The sequence below is a fragment of the Photobacterium malacitanum genome (assembly GCF_900185615.1).
In the GTDB taxonomy this organism is placed as follows: Bacteria; Pseudomonadota; Gammaproteobacteria; order Enterobacterales; family Vibrionaceae; genus Photobacterium; species Photobacterium malacitanum.
The window spans coordinates 218,468-235,413 of the sequence record NZ_FYAK01000004.1; the positions used below are offsets into that span (position 1 = coordinate 218,468).

Below are 16,946 nucleotides of genomic sequence, written 5' to 3' on the forward strand. Positions count from 1 at the left end.
GAGGGTGGTATTACAAAATACCTAACATGTGACCGACAACACCGGCTGCTAATGTGCTGAAAATCAATACCGGCGGCTTAGCCCAGAACCCTGTACCTTTCACCATTTTGAGCATAAAGAACACGAGTGCCAGTGGCAGAATGTTTGGCATCACCTTGTCAAATAATGCGGTCTGTAAGTCGACCACTTTACCCCCCAGTTCGAGACTGAGGGTGGTCTGTACTTTAATAAAGGTTGCGGAAAGCGCACCAATAACAAAGATACCCATAATATTGGCCGCTTTTGCCAACTTCTCAGTTGAATCGCTCATGTTAACCATCGCGGCAGTACCCGCTTTGTAACCCATGAACATCAAACCAAAGTAAACCGCAAAGTGAACAATTTGGTACAAGAAGAAGAACACAAATGGACCTGCAATCGAGCCTTCCATTGCAATTGACGCACCTAGTGCTAGAGTCAATGGCATCAAGGTCATGTGGTCGATAGCATCACCGATACCACCTGTAGGTCCCATACCAGCAACTTTCATTACGTTAACCGTTGATGGCTTTTCTTTGTTTTCTTCCATCGCAATCGCTGTACCTAATAAGAAGGTAAACAGCTTAGGTGAAGCATTGAAAAACTGCAGATGGTTCTTTAATGCTTTGGCTAAATCGGCTTTATTGTTACCGTGAATTTTTTTCAGTGCTGGAATAATTGAGTAAGCGAAACCACCTGCTTGCATACGTTCAAAGTTAAAGTTACCTTCCATGAATAGACCGCGGATAGAACACATCCAAAGGTCTTTCTTCGTGATCACTTTACGTGGCGTGGTATCTTCATATGCATCGATATCATCAACCAAATTGACATGTTGTTCCGTGTTTTTATCGCGAAGTGTTCCCGCTGTGATATCAGATGCCATCTTCAAATTCTCCAGGTTGGTTGTTGTTAGAGCCGCCGTTGTTTGAACCGCTAAAGAAGTAGTACAGTGCTGCAATTGAGGCGCCGATAATTGCGACAGCCATAATTGGTAGTTTTAAGTACGTTGTCATAACAAAGCCAATGAAGAACACACCTGCCACTTCTTTTGACCACATGATTTTCAACAACATAGCGAAACCAATCGCAGGAACCATCTTGGCACCAATACCTAAGCCTGTTAACAGTGCTTTTGGTGCATTTTCATCAATCCAAGTCGCCGCATGCTCACCAAAGTAAACTGTTACAAAGGCAACCATCGCGTAGAGCAAGGCACGTAATGAAATGGTTGTAATAAGTAATTTATCGATACCTGCGGAATCACCACGTTCAGCATAACGATCCGCTTTACCCATAGTGAATGAAGTCATTGCAAAGAAGCCGATAACCAACATCTGCATCAATACCGCAATCGGCATACCAACACCCATTGCCACTTCTGCTGACTGACCTGTCATCACTGCAAAAGCAACCGCAGCAATCGTACCTAATGTTACATCTGGTGGCTGAGCACCGGCGTTAGGTACTAAACCTAACCAAGCAAGTTCTAATGTCGCACCTGCAATCAAACCAATTTGCATGTCACCCATGATCAAGCCCACAACTGGACCTGTAATAAGCGGACGGTGAATATTCAATGCAACATCGTATTTATCGATACCACAAAAGAAAGCCCACACCGCAACTAACGCAGCTTCAAAAAACATGATTTATTCCTTTTACACGTTTGGCGTTTGACTATCGCGAATTAAGCAGCGCTGGTAGCCAGTTCAAGTACATCAATTGGTTTTTGATCAGGAGTATTTTGAATCGTGCAAGTTACTCCTTTCGCGACCATGCGTTCAAAAGCATTAATATCTTTATCATCAACAGAAACTGTCTTATTAATCTGACGTTTACCTTCGTGATAATGCATATTACCAACGTTGCAATGAGTAATAGGCACCCCACCTTCAACTAAACGAGCCACATCAGTTGGGTTATTACACAAAATAAAAATCTTTTGTTGCGGAGAAGCTTTACCGATAACATCAATTGTTTTTTGGATTGAGAAGAAACGTACTGCGTATTCCCCCCCTGCTGATGCTTTCATACCTGCTTGCATAAAAGCCGCATTTGGACCTTCAGCTGCATCATCATTGGCAACCAAAATAAGGTTAGCGCCTGAATGTTTACCCCAAGTAATACGAATTTGACCATGTAACAAACGTTCATCAATTCGTGTCCATACAATGTTTGGCGTTGTCATGATTGTTCTACCTTTCGTAATTATTTCAAATAATCATATAAATAATGGATAGTAACTCCTTGTACTACACGGTTAACTTCGCCAGTAGGACATGGGTTATCAGGTGTATTTCCTAGTGCAAGTGCGCGGTGGAACGCGTACATTTGCGCATACAGCATATAAGGAAAAAGTAATTCAACATCGGTCGCGGTTTCCATGCCAGGGACATGAATAACATCAGCACTTGCTTCAATCTCATCCACTTGCGCTGTAATCGCTACCACTCGAGCTGCAATATTATCGCGACAAAGTTCAGCTAACAGATCTAAGTCATATTTACGGGTATATGGGTCGTTACTTATGAACACCACAATCATCGTATTTTGATTCACAATAGATTTTGGTCCATGGCGGAACCCTAATGGAGAATCAAATGTTGCAACGACTTTACCTGACGTTAGTTCAAGTAATTTCAATGCCGATTCTTGGGCTAAGCCTTGTAAACCACCACTGCCTAAATAAATAACCCGCTCAAGTTCTTGACTAGCAGTATCCTTTATTTGGTTATTTAAATCTTTGATCAACCCCACAGAACACTTACAAATGCTTTCGATATCTTTCGTGTAATCGTTGCCATACATTAAAACCGAAAAAGCCGCTAGCATCATTGATGAAAAACTTGATGTCATGGCAAAAGATTGATCATTGGTTTCAGCGGGCATAAGAAGTGCAAGTGATTGCTTATCATTTTTGCAACACTTATATAACTGTCCATCGACATTACAGGTCAATACTAAGTGGAAACATTCAGTTAATGTTTGATTAGCAAGCTCAACCGCAGCCACACTTTCAGGACTATTACCTGAGCGTGCAAATGACACTAATAAGGTAGGAATATTTTCGGCAAAACACTGACTAGGATTTGACACAATATCAGTGGTTGAAATAGCCTCAACACGACGTTGTAAACGTTGAGATAAACCTAAAGCTAAAGAACGACCAGCAAACGCTGATGTACCCGCTCCAGTTAACACAATACGTAAATTAGAATAACGATAAACTTTATCCATAAAGCATTTAATTTGTGCTTCACACTCACGTGTAATTGCCGCAGTTTGCGCCCAACAATCAGGTTGTTGGTTGATTTCCTTCGCAGTCCAATAACCCGAAAAACGCTGAAGTTCAGCTGCTGAATAACCTAAATATTGTTCCATGTGTTTAAACCTCTGCGATTAATTTTCCAGTACATGCTTGCGAGTAAGCACGTAAAACTTGACGAATTGTGTCTAATACCAATGCTTTAGGATCTGATGAAATTAAACCTTCACGCAGATGTTGAAATTGCTGTGGCATATATTGACTAAGAAGGGGTAACGGAATATCTACTCGAGATAAATTTCTAAATAAGGTGGCTTGCGCCTGGTTAATAACACTATCAGGCCAGTAATAGCGCATACGATCACTAAAACTAAAACAGCGTGAGAAGCGTTGTTCAGATTCATTACCGTGATAATATTTTTGCCAATGCTGTGGCGCTTCACACATTTGCGCTTCAATACATTCACGTAAATTAGAACAATGTGCTTTAGGAATAATTTCTGCTTCAATTTCACATAAATTAAATAGCGCTTCACGCATAGCAAAGGTCAATGCTGGGCCCACTTTTAAAATAGCAAAGTGGTCTTGAACTAATTGACGATAAGCGGCATGGGTTTGATAGTCTGTCGAGTGCGCTTCAAATACCATGTGAGGAAAACTATCAACCACACCACTGAGCGTATTCGCTTTCTCTGGGCAATAATCAATAACACCGGTATGATCAAATTCAACCCCAGGTTGAACCACTAATCCAATCACACGTGTCCAACAATCAGCTATATTTGCAGCAGCAAACGCACGTTGATGAGTTTCGATTGTTTTCATTGCAGCTTGTGGTGACGTCACTTCCACCGTATTTAACGTTTCTGCTGCACCACCAGGGACAGGCACTTCAGTACCAATGACATACACAAGATCGCTATAACCAAAAGTTGCTAATGCTGTTTTTTCGGCAATTGCACCTAAACGTGCAGCACGTTCCGCAACGGTATCATCAGAGAGAGGAATGGGATCATCAGCGCAAGACATGCTGCAATCTAAATGGATTTTCTTAAAGCCTGCAGCGACATAAGTAGCAATTAAATCATCGGCATTCATCATTGCTTCAGCAGCTGTTAGATGCTGCCAGCGATTAGGACCAAGATGATCACCACCTAAAATCAGTTTATCGGTAGGGAAATGAAATTGTTCAGCCATCGTTAATACAAAGTGACGAAAATCAATCGGTGTCATTCCGGTGTAACCACCAAATTGATCTACTTGATTTGACGTCGCTTCGATTAATAAAGCTGAGTTATCATCCAACGCTTGAGCAAATGCCGCTTCAATAACGAGCGGATGTGCAGAGCAAACAGCATAAATACCATTATTGCCACCTGCTTTATGACGTTGGACAAGCGTTTGTAGGGTGTTCATTTATTAACTCCACAATCATCATCTGTGATGTGATCATGGAGTTAATCAGTCAGTGCTCTTTTTCAACAATAATAACTTCTACTTTCATTTCACGAAGACCAGCTAAATAATCTTCAGGAATGTCCGCATCTGTTACTAAAATATCAATATTTCCGAACTCACGAATCATATGGCAGCTACGTTTACCAAACTTTGTCGAATCAGCGACCGCAATCACTTGTTCAGAAATTTCACACATTAAACGGTTGAGGCTTGCCTCTTGCTCGCTGTGTGTAGTGATACCAGCTCGTAAATCAAAGCCATCAACCCCAAGAAAAACTTTATCAAAACGAAAGTTCTTGAGGCCAGCTTCGGCTTGAGAGCCTGAAAAAGATAACGCTTCTTTACGAAGTACGCCACCTGACATTAATACTTCAACACCCGGTGCTGAAGCTAACTCCATTGCCACATCCAGACCATTGGTCATGACAACAACATTTTCCATACTTTTTAAGCTGGCTGCGATTTCGCGGGTTGTTGTCCCTGAATCTAAAATGACAGTGTCACCGTCATGAATAAGCTTGGCAGCGGCTTGGCCCAGGAGCGACTTAACTCCTGCGTTATGCCGGCGCTTTTCATGAATGGTTAATTCAGCAATCACACCTGAGTTAGGAATAGCTGCGCCATGAGAACGCACTACATAACCATTCTTTTCTAAGAAACTCAGATCACTACGAATCGTGACACTTGATACATTAAATTTTTCTGCGAGATCCTCGACACGGGCTTTTCCTTCTTGGTTCACCACGTTGACGATTTCCATTCGCCTTTCAATTGCACTTTTCACTTTTGTCTCCTTGTGAAATCAAACAAAATCTCTTTCATTTGATTTCGAAATAATCTTACACTTAAAAAACAAAGCCACAATGCGACAAGACAAAACTTTTGATCTCTTTCACATTCTTTCGATATCTTTCGATGAAATCTTACGTAAGGTTACGTAAGTCCTTCTATCATATAGAACGAAAGTCAATAAACCAACTATTCATAGCTTGAATTTATAAAATACCGCGTCATCTCTCTTATATTTATCGCAAATTAATCAGTAATTACATTATTTTGCTTTCGATCTCTTTTATGTGACCGATTACACAGTCAAGAAACTTTCATTAGCTTACGATCCGAAGCAACTCAAAAGCTTATGCTCTAGTACTATATATTTTCAATTTATAAGGATTTGTTGATGTCTATATCACGTCGAGGATTACTAAAAGGTATGGCAGCTAGTGGTGCTGTTGCTGCAACCTTATCTGCGGGTTATACCCAAGCGGCAACGGCTTCAAAAGCAAGCTCACAAAAAACACTTAAAAAACCTAATTTAGTCATCATATTTCCTGATGAATTTCGTGCTCAAGCATTAGGTTTTATGCAACAAGATCCATCAATGACACCCAATATTGATAAATTTGCACGTCAAAGTGCCGTTTTACGCCAAGCTGTATCAAACTTTCCACTATGCACTCCGTTCCGTGGCATGTTAATGACTGGGCAATACCCTTACCGTAATGGTATTCAAGGTAATAGCCACACAGGTGTTGAAGGCCAATTTGGTGGTAAAGATTTCGGGATTGAATTAAAGAAAAGTACATTGACGTGGTCTGATGTTCTAAAAAGACAAGGCTATAGCATGGGTTATATCGGCAAATGGCACTTAGATGCGCCACAAGCCCCTTTTATCCCTAGCTACAATAATCCTGCTGAAGGACGTTATTGGAATGATTGGACTGCACCAGATCGTCGTCATGGATTTGATTTCTGGTATGCCTATGGCACCTATGACAAGCACATGACGCCAATGTACTGGACCAATGACACAACCCGCGATAAACCTCTGCGGATTAATCAGTGGAGCCCTGAGCACGAAGCGGATATCGCAATTAAATATCTACGCAATGAAAATGGTCAATACCGTAAGCAAGATCAACCATTTACGCTTGTGGTTTCGATGAATCCCCCCCATTCGCCTTATGATCAAGTACCACAAAAGTATTTAGATCGCTTTAGTGGTAAAACATCGCAACAATTAAATACCCGTCCTAATGTGCAATGGGATAAATCTTACCAAGAAGGTTATGGCCCGCAGTATTTTAAACAATATATGGCAATGGTTAATGGTGTTGATGAGCAATTCGGACGCATTATTGATGAATTAGATCGCCTCAACCTTACTGAAGATACCTTAGTAGTGTTCTTCTCTGATCATGGTTGTTGTATGGGTTCAAACGGTAACCCAACCAAAAATGTTCACTATGACGAAGCAATGCGTATTCCAATGATCTTCCGTTGGCCAGGTAAGCTGAACCCACAACAAAATGATTTATTATTTTCAGCTCCTGACATTTACCCAACCATGCTGGGCTTAATGGGTATGGAAAATCTCATCCCAGATACCGTTGAAGGCACTAACTTTGCCAATACCCTCCGTGGCATTGACGGTGATAGTAAACCAACATCACAGTTTTACACTTTTATGCCCTATGGCGGCCAATCATATGGACGACGTGGCATTCGCTCGCAACGCTATACCTTAATGATTGATAGAAAAATTGGTAAGCCGCTGACTTATGTATTGCATGACAATCAAATTGACCCATACCAAATGGAAAATATTGCTGCTACGAATCCAATGCTTATCGACAAATTAATTACTGAAGAATTAATACCATGGCTTGAACACACTGGCGATCCATGGCGACCAACAACCGTACCGGCACACAGCGCCAATGCTTACTTATAGCCGTTCATAAATAACCTGTAATAGATCTTTTTATTATTAATTTAACGCTGTCTCTATTTAACAGAGAAAGCGCGACATAACTCATATTAAATTAAGGACAATCAATGAATACCATCACTAAAGTAATCCTTGCAACGACCCTTTTATCTGCGACAAGTTTTAGCTATGCCAACGATTACAAAACTACTATTGAATATCGCCATGAATATCGTGATGGTACTAATCGTCATGGCGATCGCGTAAAAGCATTTTTAGATACGGGTAAGAATATTGGTTTTGAATTAGACGCGCGTTATAACAATGATCAACTCAATACCATGTTTGATGGTATGACAATGAACGGCTCTGAGTTTTCAGCATATTACTACAAAAAGTTAACTGATAACATTATGGGCATCGGTGGCCTTTCACTCGATTTCACCTCGCAAGGTTTAGTTTATGTACCTTACGCACGTTTAAACTATCGTTTTGATAATGGTATTCGTGTTCAAGGTCGTTATAAGTGGAAGTTCTGGGATTACAATCAACAAAACCTTAATCAACAAAATTATATTTCTAAAATTCAAGAAGTTGATTTCTGGCTAGGTTACAACACCAATAATTGGGACTTCCAATATGAGTTCCAAATTTGGAAAGAAATGGAAGGCGATGCACTACCACAATTCGATAATAAAGATACTAACTACCTGCATAACTTCCGTTTAATGTACACCTACAAAACCGTTGAAGGCACAATGTGGCGCCCCTTCGTAGAAGTGGGGAACGTTAGCCAAAGTCGTTATACAGACAATCGTCAAACACGTTACCGTATGGGTATTAAATACACGTGGTAATAACGTAAAATAGATCATAAAAAAAATGCCAGTGCTTAATATCACTGGCATTTTTGATTTTATATCTTGCTGATTTAGCACACTAACAATAATAAATTAATGTGCTGACTTACCACGAATTTTATTTATTAAACTCACTACCACCAGCACTGCAATACCGGCAATAATACCTACGACACCATTTAATAACGGCGGCACAATGGTGTGAGATCCAGAAAAGGTGAGCTGCTGAGTTAATTGTTCAACCACGGTGTGTATTTGCGGAATACTGTGAACCACAATACCACCACCGACTAAAAACATCGCAATAGTACCAACTACGGCTAATGTCTTCATTAAATAAGGCGCAACATTGACCAATAACGAGCCAAAACTGTGCTTAAATCCAGCTCCGTTGCTATGTTTTACAAGATACAAACCCGCATCATCAAGCTTAACAATCCCTGCAACCAAACCGTAAACACCTGCTGTCATTACCGCCGCAATAAGACTCACCACAATAGCTTGAGTTAAAAAGGGATGATCTTGTACTGTGCCTAATGTAATCACAATAATTTCAGCCGATAACACAAAATCGGTTCTTATTGCTCCTTTTATTTTTTCACGTTCATAGGCGACTAAATCAACATTCTCTGCCGATATTTGCTGTGGCTTGACATCGCTATCATGATGAAATAATTTTTCAGCAATCTTTTCAACGCCTTCAAAACATAAAAATAAACCGCCCAATAATAACATCGGCACAATTAACCATGGCGCCACGACACTGATTAATAACGCCGCAGGGACTAAGATTAATTTATTTTTAAATGAACCTTTTGCAACGCCCCACACTACAGGTAACTCACGCTCAGCACGCACACCAGTAACCTGTTGCGCATTTAATGCTAAATCATCACCTAAAACACCTGCGGTTTTACGCGCAGCGACTTTGGTCATCACGGCAACATCATCAAGTACGGTTGCGATATCATCAAGCAAAGTTAATAAACTTGCACCAGCCACTAAACACTCCTTTAATCACCCTCTAAAGGGCAAATTAACAATCTCATATTTATAAACGTAATAGCTGCTTTTATACACTTTTACGTACTAACATTACATTTATTGGCTATTAATTTCGCTAATATTAAATATTGGGAAACTTTTTTTATATCAATAAATTTAATTGGTTATATATCGAGTGATGTATATATTATTGCTAATATATACGTAGTTATTATGCTTACTCTATATTTAATCTTCACCTTTAATCGTAACAACTAAAATTAATCATAACGACAAATCTTTTTTGTTTGCACTAAAAACCATTCAATTGTCTAATCGCAACGCACCCAATTATTGGTTTGAGGTGTAGACTGAGATTGCATCGGGCATTCTTATTCCCTGTCATACTGTGCTTGTTGTAATAGCACGACCTTTAAGGGTAATGACAATGAAAACTCTCGCCGCATTATACTCGAGGGCTTTTTTTAGCCTCAATAAAGTATGCGACAACGCAACAACCAAAGCCAAACCTCACCTATCAAGAAGAACAATGCGTTTGTTCATGACTTGTAATGACGATTCCAGCTCAGATAGTCCCAGTCGCTTGTAATTGAAAATGCTATAGCGCCAATCTGCGCGATTAGATTTCAATAACAACGTACATTTATTCTGACCGTTATCGTGTCAGTCACCACACTATTTCGATATTTACTGCAGCCAAGCAGGGATGTTATGCACCTGTCTTTTATGGCTACCGTATTTTCGCTCAGGAAGAGATTAAACAATGAGTGATTGGACAATTAATAATGCCCGTGACGTTTATAATACACCTTATTGGGGCCAAGGTTATTTTGATATTGCAAAAGACGGATCCGTTGTTGCCCGTCCCGATGTAAATAACCCAGCCAATGCTATCGGTTTATCGCAGCTTGCTGATGAATTAATTGCAGCTGGCGCATCGTTACCTGTTTTAGTGCGCTTTGCTGATATTCTTCACCATCGAGTGGATAGCTTATGCAGCGTGTTTAACCAAGCGATTGAAAATTACGGTTATCAAGGCGACTACCTTGCGGTATACCCAATTAAAGTTAACCAGCAACAAGAAGTCGTTAGTGAAATATTAGCCAGCCAATATGCTAAACAGCAGCGTCAATTAGGCCTAGAAGCAGGTAGTAAACCAGAACTTATGGCGGTACTTGCTATGGCGCAAGAGGCAAGTTCTGTCATCGTCTGTAACGGCTATAAAGATCGCGAATACATTCGATTAGCGTTAATCGGTGAGAAACTTGGCCACGAAGTTTACATCGTCCTTGAGAAACTCTCTGAGCTAAAAATTATTTTACAAGAAGCGGCAGAGCTAGGTGTTACACCACGCTTAGGACTACGTGCACGTTTAGCTTCTCAAGGTAAAGGTAAATGGCAAGCAAGTGGTGGTGAAAAGTCTAAATTTGGTTTATCAGCATCACAAGTATTAACCGTAATTGAAGAATTACGCCAACGTGAAATGCTTAATTGCTTACAACTATTACACTTTCACTTAGGCTCACAAATTGCCAATATTCGCGATGTCCGTAATGGTGTTGGTGAAGCGGGTCGTGTATATGCTGAATTGAAGAAATTAGGCGCTGGAATCACTACCGTTGATGTTGGTGGCGGCTTAGCCGTTGATTACGAAGGAACACGCAGCCAAAGCAGTTGTTCAATGAACTACAGCATCAATGAATACGCCAATAATGTGGTCTATGTCTTAGGTGATATTTGCCAACAATACCAGATGCCAATGCCGCGTATCATTTCAGAATCAGGTCGTAACTTAACCGCTCACCACGCGGTATTAATCACTGATGTGGTTGGTATTGAAAGCTATAAACCAGAATCGATTTCAGCACCAGCAGCAGATGCACCGCATATTTTGCACAATATGTGGCGCTCTTGGAAAGAACTGACGGATAACGCCGATCACCGTTCATTGGTTGAGCTCTACCATGATAACCAAAGCGATTTAGCTGAAGTTCACTCTTTGTTTGCCGTTGGCATGATCAGCTTTATTGATAGAGCTTGGGCTGAACAAGTGAGTTTACGTTTATGTCACCAGCTTGAAAAAACATTATCAGCTAAAAATCGTGCTCATCGTCCATTACTCGATGAGTTACATGAGCGTTTAGCAGATAAATTTTTTGTTAATTTCTCACTGTTTCAGTCACTACCTGATGCATGGGGTATTGAGCAAGTATTCCCTATTTTGCCATTAAGTAACTTAGATAAAGCTCCAGAACGTCGAGCGATTATTCTTGATATCACCTGTGACTCAGATGGTGCGATTGACCAATATGTTGAAAACCAAGGTATAGAAAGCACACTTCCGGTTCCAACATGGAGTGATGAACAACCCTACCGCATTGGTTTCTTTATGGTTGGCGCATACCAAGAAATTTTAGGTGATATGCATAATCTATTTGGCGATACCGATACCGCCGTGGTGCGTTGTACTGCTGATGGTGGTTATTACATCGAAAAAATTGATCGTGGTGACAACGTCGGTGATGTACTGCGTTATGTACACTTAGATTCAAATGAGTTTCTGCGCCAATACCAATTAATGGCACAGCAACACCTCGCTGAAGATGAGCGTGAGAGTATTCTCAAAGAATTGGCAGATGGACTTGAAGGATATACCTACCTAGAAGATGTTCGCGCAATTTAAGACTTAAAAAATAGTCATCCTATTTTGAACACCCTATCACTACAATTAAGCAGTGATAGGACTTTTAGTGGGCCTTTTGCCCTGTAATATTGTTGTTGGAGAAAACCATGGCAACACTAGCTAATTACCCAGATTACTCTTTATATGCCAACGCATTTGGCTTTTTACGTCAACCGTTAAACTTTGCACCAATGGAGTCAGACGCTGATGTTATTATCACTGGAGTGCCATTTGATATGGCAACAACAGGCCGTTCTGGTAGTCGCATGGGGCCGGGGGCTATTCGTCAAATATCAACGAATCTCGCATGGGAAGGCAAACGCTGGCCATGGAATTTTAGCCTCTTAAAATCCATTAAAATTGCCGATTGCGGTGATTTAGTGTTTGATTGTGGTGATGCAGCTCAGATGTGCGAGCGCTTGGAAGCACATGCTACAGGCTTATTAGAGCAAGGAAAAACGCTGCTTACTTTTGGTGGCGATCACTTCGTCACGTTACCATTATTACGCGCTCATGCGAAACGTTTTGGTAAAATGGCATTAATTCACTTTGATGCTCATACTGACACTTATGATCAAGGCAGTAAGTTTGATCATGGCACGATGTTCTACCATGCACCAAAGGAAGGCTTAATTGACCCGACACATTCGGTGCAAATTGGTATTCGTACCGAACACAGTGACACACTAGGATTTAATGTTATCTCTGCCGATACCGCTAATGATTGGAGTGTGGCGCAGATTGTTGAAAACATTAAAGCCGCTGTTGGCGAGATGCCGGTTTACTTAACGTTTGATATTGATTGTTTAGATCCTGCCTATGCCCCTGGCACGGGGACGCCTGTTTGTGGCGGCATTAGCTCAGATAAGGCACTGAAAATTATTCGTGGTTTACAAGGGATTAATCTTATTGGAATGGATGTGGTTGAAGTTGCACCTGCTTATGATCATGCCGATATTACAGCACTTGCGGCAGCGACCATTGCTACCGATTTATTACATCTGTGGGCAACTAAAAAACAATAACAGACTAATTTAAGCCTATTTTGCGCTGGTTTTACAGCGCAAAATACTAATCCAAGCTTACAATAACGTTACATCTATAGTAAAAAACCTGACATCGCTCCGTTATCCAACAACATTTTCATTAATCCTCTCACAAATAAACTACGAAGAATTAACAATGCAGTGGTAATATTTGATTATCTTATCGCTTTATTTTGTTATCAGTTTAGGCTCCAATTTCTTAACATAATTATCTGAAATCAGAAAACCTACTGACCAACTCATTCTATTTTTACCTTGTTGTTGGACGTTAATATGAAAAAACGCTGGATAACCGCTGCGGCATTGGCTTCTATTAGTTTAGGTGGCATATATTATTCCACTACCCATTCACCACCGCAGCACAGCTTTACGACACTCACCGTAAAACAAGCAACCATCAAAAAACAAGCCGTTGCTGTGGGTGAAATCATGCCGGCACAGGTTGTAAAGGTAAAATCTCAGATCGGTGGTATTATTGACGATATCTATGTTCGAGTTGGAGAACATGTAACTGTTCATAGCCCATTAGTGAAATTACGTCCAAACCCGACCCCTCAAGACCTTACAGCTGCTCATGCTAATCTCCTCAAAAGTCAGGCTGATCTTGAACTTGCGCGAAAAACCTTACAAAACTACCAACGTTTAGTGGCACAAAATATTATTCCGGCTAATTTTGGCGATTATATTAAAAGCAAGGCTCAACTCAAGTCCGCTCAAGCAACAGTTGAACAAAGCCAACAAGATATGGATTTAAAAAGTCGAGGCGAATCAACGGCTGGTAATGTCAAATTAACCTCGATCATTAGCGCCCCAATTACAGGTACGGTTATTGATATTAAAGTAGACGTGGGTGAACCGATTATATCGACAGAATCAAACCAAGCCGCAACTGAAATTATGACCATGGCAGACATGAGTAATATTATCTTTAAGGGTACCGTGAGTGAGCATGATGCGGCACAATTATCAGAAGGAATGCCCGTCACATTAACCTTATCACCTTACCCTGAAAAAAAAGTTGAAGGTGTATTAACTAAAGTCGCAGTGCAGTCAGAAAAACTTAATGACAATAATGCCAGCTCTAATCAACAGCAACAAAGTTTTGATAATGGCTTTGCCGTTGAAGTAAGCCAAATCAAATTCCCTAAGGGCATGGTGCTACGATCTGGGTTTTCAGCAACAGCAGAGATCACCTTAAGTAAAGCTGATGATGTAATGACATTACCAGAGCGCGCTCTGCATTTTGATGGCGATACGGCACAAGTTTTAATCCCTGATGATTCAGAACAAGGCTATCACTACCAACCAGTAACACTAGGGTTATCTGATGGTATTAATGTTGAAATTAAAACAGGCATTGATACCAAGCAATCACTGATAGATGCCAGTACAGTAGGTGATACCAATGACTAAAGTACGCATTGTCACAACACTAATAATGACGGCAGGTTTAAGTTGCTGGAGCCTAACAAGCCATGCAATAACAATCAACCAAGCGTGGATTGCTGCTAAAAATACCAATCCAAGTTATAAAATAAAACAACTAGAACAAGAGCAAAGCCAATTTGATACTGAGGTGGCTAAAAGTGCGTTACTGCCAGATTTATCAGCGACAGCAGGTAAAACATGGTCTGATCACGATGCAACCCAACCCTCAGGCTATACGGTTACCTTAAACCAATCTATCTGGGACAGTCGTTCATGGCTTGCGCTTGATCAAGCGCAAGCTGAGGTCGTTTATGCTCAGCTAGAACTAAAAAAAGAACAAAATCAGCTCGCTTATGGTGTTATTGATGCCTATTTTAAACTTGCTCAGGCTCAAGTGGCTGTTGGTATTACCCGCGAACAACATCAAGATGCATTACATTTATTAACCTTGACTCAAAAAAAATATCAGGCCGGTATTATTCTTTCAACAGAAGTCGATGATGCCAATACTAATGTCTTTGGTGCCTATAGTGATTTATTAAGTCAGCAATCATTACTGGCAGAGCAACAAGCCATTCTGGCCAAATTGATTAACCAACCGCCACAGCATGTTGATGAAATTAATAGTCAGAATTTACATCGACCACCATTACAAAAAAACACCAAGCAACAATGGCTAAAGTTGGCCCAAGATAATAGTCCTGATCTTCTTGCTGCCCAGCAACAACTGCGTCAGGCTAAACTCGCAGTGAAGCAACAACAAGCAGACTATTACCCTAACCTATCGGGCAATATTAGCTACAGCAATGATTTTAATGGCCATAGTGATAACCTTAACACTGGCATCACCCTCAATGTGCCCCTTGATCTTAATGGCAAAATACGCTCACAAGTCGGTAAAGCTAAAGTTGGTGTCCAAATTGCGCAGCAACAATTGCGTCAAGTTGAATTGGATTTAACCAATGATATTAATACTCGCTTTAATCAATTAGATCTTGATTGGCAACGAGTTGATATTGGTAGTAAAAAGCTACAAGCCGATCTCAAAGCACTTAAGACCAAACAAATAATTTATACCTCAGGCACTGACGGTACCACCGCGCTTGATATTATTCAGATTCAAGAAAAGGTCTATAAAAGTAAAGAAAGCCTACAAGATCTTCTTTATACCTATTGGCTACATCGAATTCAATTATTAAGCTTAACTGGACAATTAAACGATAAAACTATCGTACAACTGTCACAGGCACTGCAGCAATGATGACCCTGTTAGCGCAAACTTTACAAACCATTATGGCGCATCGGCTTCGCAGTTTATTAGCGATAATTGCGATTATGTGGGGAATTATCTCGGTATTAGTATTAGTTGCACTCGGTGAAGGCTTTTACCAAACCAATAAAACATCATTGTCATCGCTTATCGACAATAATCAAAAAGTGTTGATGGGACAAACATCCCTTCCGTGGCAAGGCTATCCGGCACGACGGGTGCTTCATGCAACACAAAAACAATATCAATCACTCGCCACATTACCGCAAGTAAAACAGCTGGCGATTGTTTTTAGAGCTAAGAAACCCAATGTCACTGATATGAAAGGCATAAAACTACGGGCGGTGGTCAACGGCGTTGATACGCATTATCTGCCTTTACAAGGTATAAAATTGCTATCAGGTTCACGTCCAATCACAATCAGTGATCAGCGCAATCACAGCCGCGTCGCCATTATTGGATGGCGATTAGCAAAACAAGCTAAGCTAACTATTGGTGAACAACTGAAAATTAATGCGATTCCTTTTACCATTATTGGCGTAGTACCTAAAAATGAAAAGAACTATTCGTTTCCAGCTCGAAGCCTCATTATTCCATCGGTAACTTATGCTGATATCTGGCAAGGCCCACCATCACAAGCGATTGTTGCTCCGCAAAAAAAAGTCTCACTTGCAGCATTACGAAAGGCGATACAAACACATTTTTCTCATGTGCTTCAGTTTGATCCTCAAGATACTCAAGCGATTAATGCACCGGACTTTAGCCACTTCGCTAATACATATTTAGCTCTATTTCGAGGTATTCAATTATTTTTAGCAGCCAGTGGTGCTATGACATTAGCCGTAGGAGCACTAGGCGTTGCCAATATTATGTTTTTATCGGTGACAGAGCGTACCCGTGAAATTGGAGTACGACTAGCGATTGGCGCGACACCAACCCATATCTTGACGCAATTTTTAGTTGAAGGTGCGGTATTAGTCATATTAGGAACCGCTATCGGTTTTAGCATCTCATGGTTGATCGTCAAGGCATTAGTGATGAGTCACTTACCGCAATGGCTAGGCACACCGGCTCTTACCTCTAATGCGATTTTCTTGACGCTCAGCATCACTGCAATATTAGCATTACTGGCTGCTTTTTTTCCTGCAAGAAGAGCGGCGAACCTCACGCCAGTCATAGCATTAAGTGCGAGGGCATAAC

At 40.7% G+C, this 16,946-nt stretch carries 14 protein-coding genes; 7 read left to right on the forward strand and 7 right to left on the reverse strand.

Going from position 1 to position 16,946, the window contains the following annotated elements; genetic code table 11:
* Positions 1–10 precede the first annotated feature (10 nt).
* From PMAL9190_RS12000 to agaR, 6 genes are read right to left on the reverse strand one after another with little or no spacing between them, the layout of a single operon-like run.
* The gene (locus PMAL9190_RS12000) at positions 11–904 is read right to left on the reverse strand and encodes a PTS system mannose/fructose/sorbose family transporter subunit IID (protein WP_087845402.1); all 894 of its coding nucleotides are present in this window, start codon (positions 902–904) and stop codon (positions 11–13) included.
* Positions 894–1,667, reverse strand: coding sequence for a PTS N-acetylgalactosamine transporter subunit IIC (gene agaW, locus PMAL9190_RS12005; protein ID WP_060997258.1), 774 nt, complete (start codon positions 1,665–1,667; stop codon positions 894–896). The genes PMAL9190_RS12000 and agaW overlap by 11 nt, the downstream gene beginning before the upstream one ends.
* Before the next feature lie 41 nt (positions 1,668–1,708).
* Positions 1,709–2,209 (reverse strand): PTS N-acetylgalactosamine transporter subunit IIB, encoded by a 501-nt coding sequence (agaV, locus tag PMAL9190_RS12010; protein ID WP_087845403.1) that lies wholly within the window; start codon positions 2,207–2,209, stop codon positions 1,709–1,711.
* A gap of 20 nt (positions 2,210–2,229) precedes the next feature.
* Positions 2,230–3,402, reverse strand: coding sequence for an SIS domain-containing protein (locus PMAL9190_RS12015; RefSeq protein ID WP_087845404.1), 1,173 nt, complete (start codon positions 3,400–3,402; stop codon positions 2,230–2,232).
* Between the two features lie 4 nt (positions 3,403–3,406).
* Positions 3,407–4,702, reverse strand: coding sequence for a tagatose-bisphosphate aldolase subunit KbaZ (gene kbaZ, locus PMAL9190_RS12020; RefSeq protein ID WP_087845405.1), 1,296 nt, complete (start codon positions 4,700–4,702; stop codon positions 3,407–3,409).
* A gap of 49 nt (positions 4,703–4,751) precedes the next feature.
* A complete protein-coding gene (gene agaR / locus PMAL9190_RS12025) occupies positions 4,752–5,528 on the reverse strand; it encodes a transcriptional repressor AgaR (protein WP_087845406.1) in 777 nt (258 codons plus the stop codon).
* Between the two features lie 396 nt (positions 5,529–5,924).
* Here agaR and PMAL9190_RS12030 point away from each other — a divergent pair, with 396 nt between their 5' ends.
* Complete coding sequence (locus tag PMAL9190_RS12030; protein WP_087845407.1) at positions 5,925–7,478, forward strand: sulfatase family protein; 1,554 nt, start codon at positions 5,925–5,927, stop codon at positions 7,476–7,478.
* 104 nt (positions 7,479–7,582) lie between these two features.
* On the forward strand, positions 7,583–8,311 hold the full coding sequence (locus PMAL9190_RS12035) for an oligogalacturonate-specific porin KdgM family protein (RefSeq protein WP_087845408.1): 729 nt from the start codon (positions 7,583–7,585) through the stop codon (positions 8,309–8,311).
* A 96-nt stretch (positions 8,312–8,407) separates the two neighbouring features.
* Here PMAL9190_RS12035 and PMAL9190_RS12040 read toward each other — a convergent pair whose 3' ends face one another.
* Positions 8,408–9,316 carry a DUF808 domain-containing protein gene (locus PMAL9190_RS12040; protein WP_087845409.1) on the reverse strand — a complete coding sequence of 303 codons (909 nt, stop codon included), beginning with the start codon at positions 9,314–9,316 and terminating at the stop codon, positions 8,408–8,410.
* Positions 9,317–10,082: 766 nt separating this feature from the next.
* Here PMAL9190_RS12040 and speA point away from each other — a divergent pair.
* From speA to PMAL9190_RS12065, 5 genes are all read left to right on the forward strand, one after another.
* On the forward strand, positions 10,083–12,002 hold the full coding sequence (gene speA, locus PMAL9190_RS12045) for a biosynthetic arginine decarboxylase (protein ID WP_087845410.1): 1,920 nt from the start codon (positions 10,083–10,085) through the stop codon (positions 12,000–12,002).
* 107 nt (positions 12,003–12,109) lie between these two features.
* Positions 12,110–13,027: an agmatinase gene (gene speB / locus PMAL9190_RS12050; protein WP_087845411.1), complete on the forward strand. Its 918-nt coding sequence runs from the start codon at positions 12,110–12,112 to the stop codon at positions 13,025–13,027.
* Positions 13,028–13,321: 294 nt separating this feature from the next.
* The gene (locus PMAL9190_RS12055; protein ID WP_087845412.1) at positions 13,322–14,461 is read left to right on the forward strand and encodes an efflux RND transporter periplasmic adaptor subunit; all 1,140 of its coding nucleotides are present in this window, start codon (positions 13,322–13,324) and stop codon (positions 14,459–14,461) included.
* Entirely contained in the window at positions 14,454–15,737 is a 1,284-nt protein-coding gene (locus PMAL9190_RS12060; RefSeq protein WP_087845413.1) for a TolC family protein, read from the forward strand. Before PMAL9190_RS12055 ends, PMAL9190_RS12060 begins: the two co-directional genes overlap by 8 nt.
* Positions 15,734–16,945 carry an ABC transporter permease gene (locus PMAL9190_RS12065; protein ID WP_087845414.1) on the forward strand — a complete coding sequence of 404 codons (1,212 nt, stop codon included), beginning with the start codon at positions 15,734–15,736 and terminating at the stop codon, positions 16,943–16,945. The genes PMAL9190_RS12060 and PMAL9190_RS12065 overlap by 4 nt, the downstream gene beginning before the upstream one ends.
* The last annotated feature ends 1 nt before the right edge of the window (position 16,946 follow it).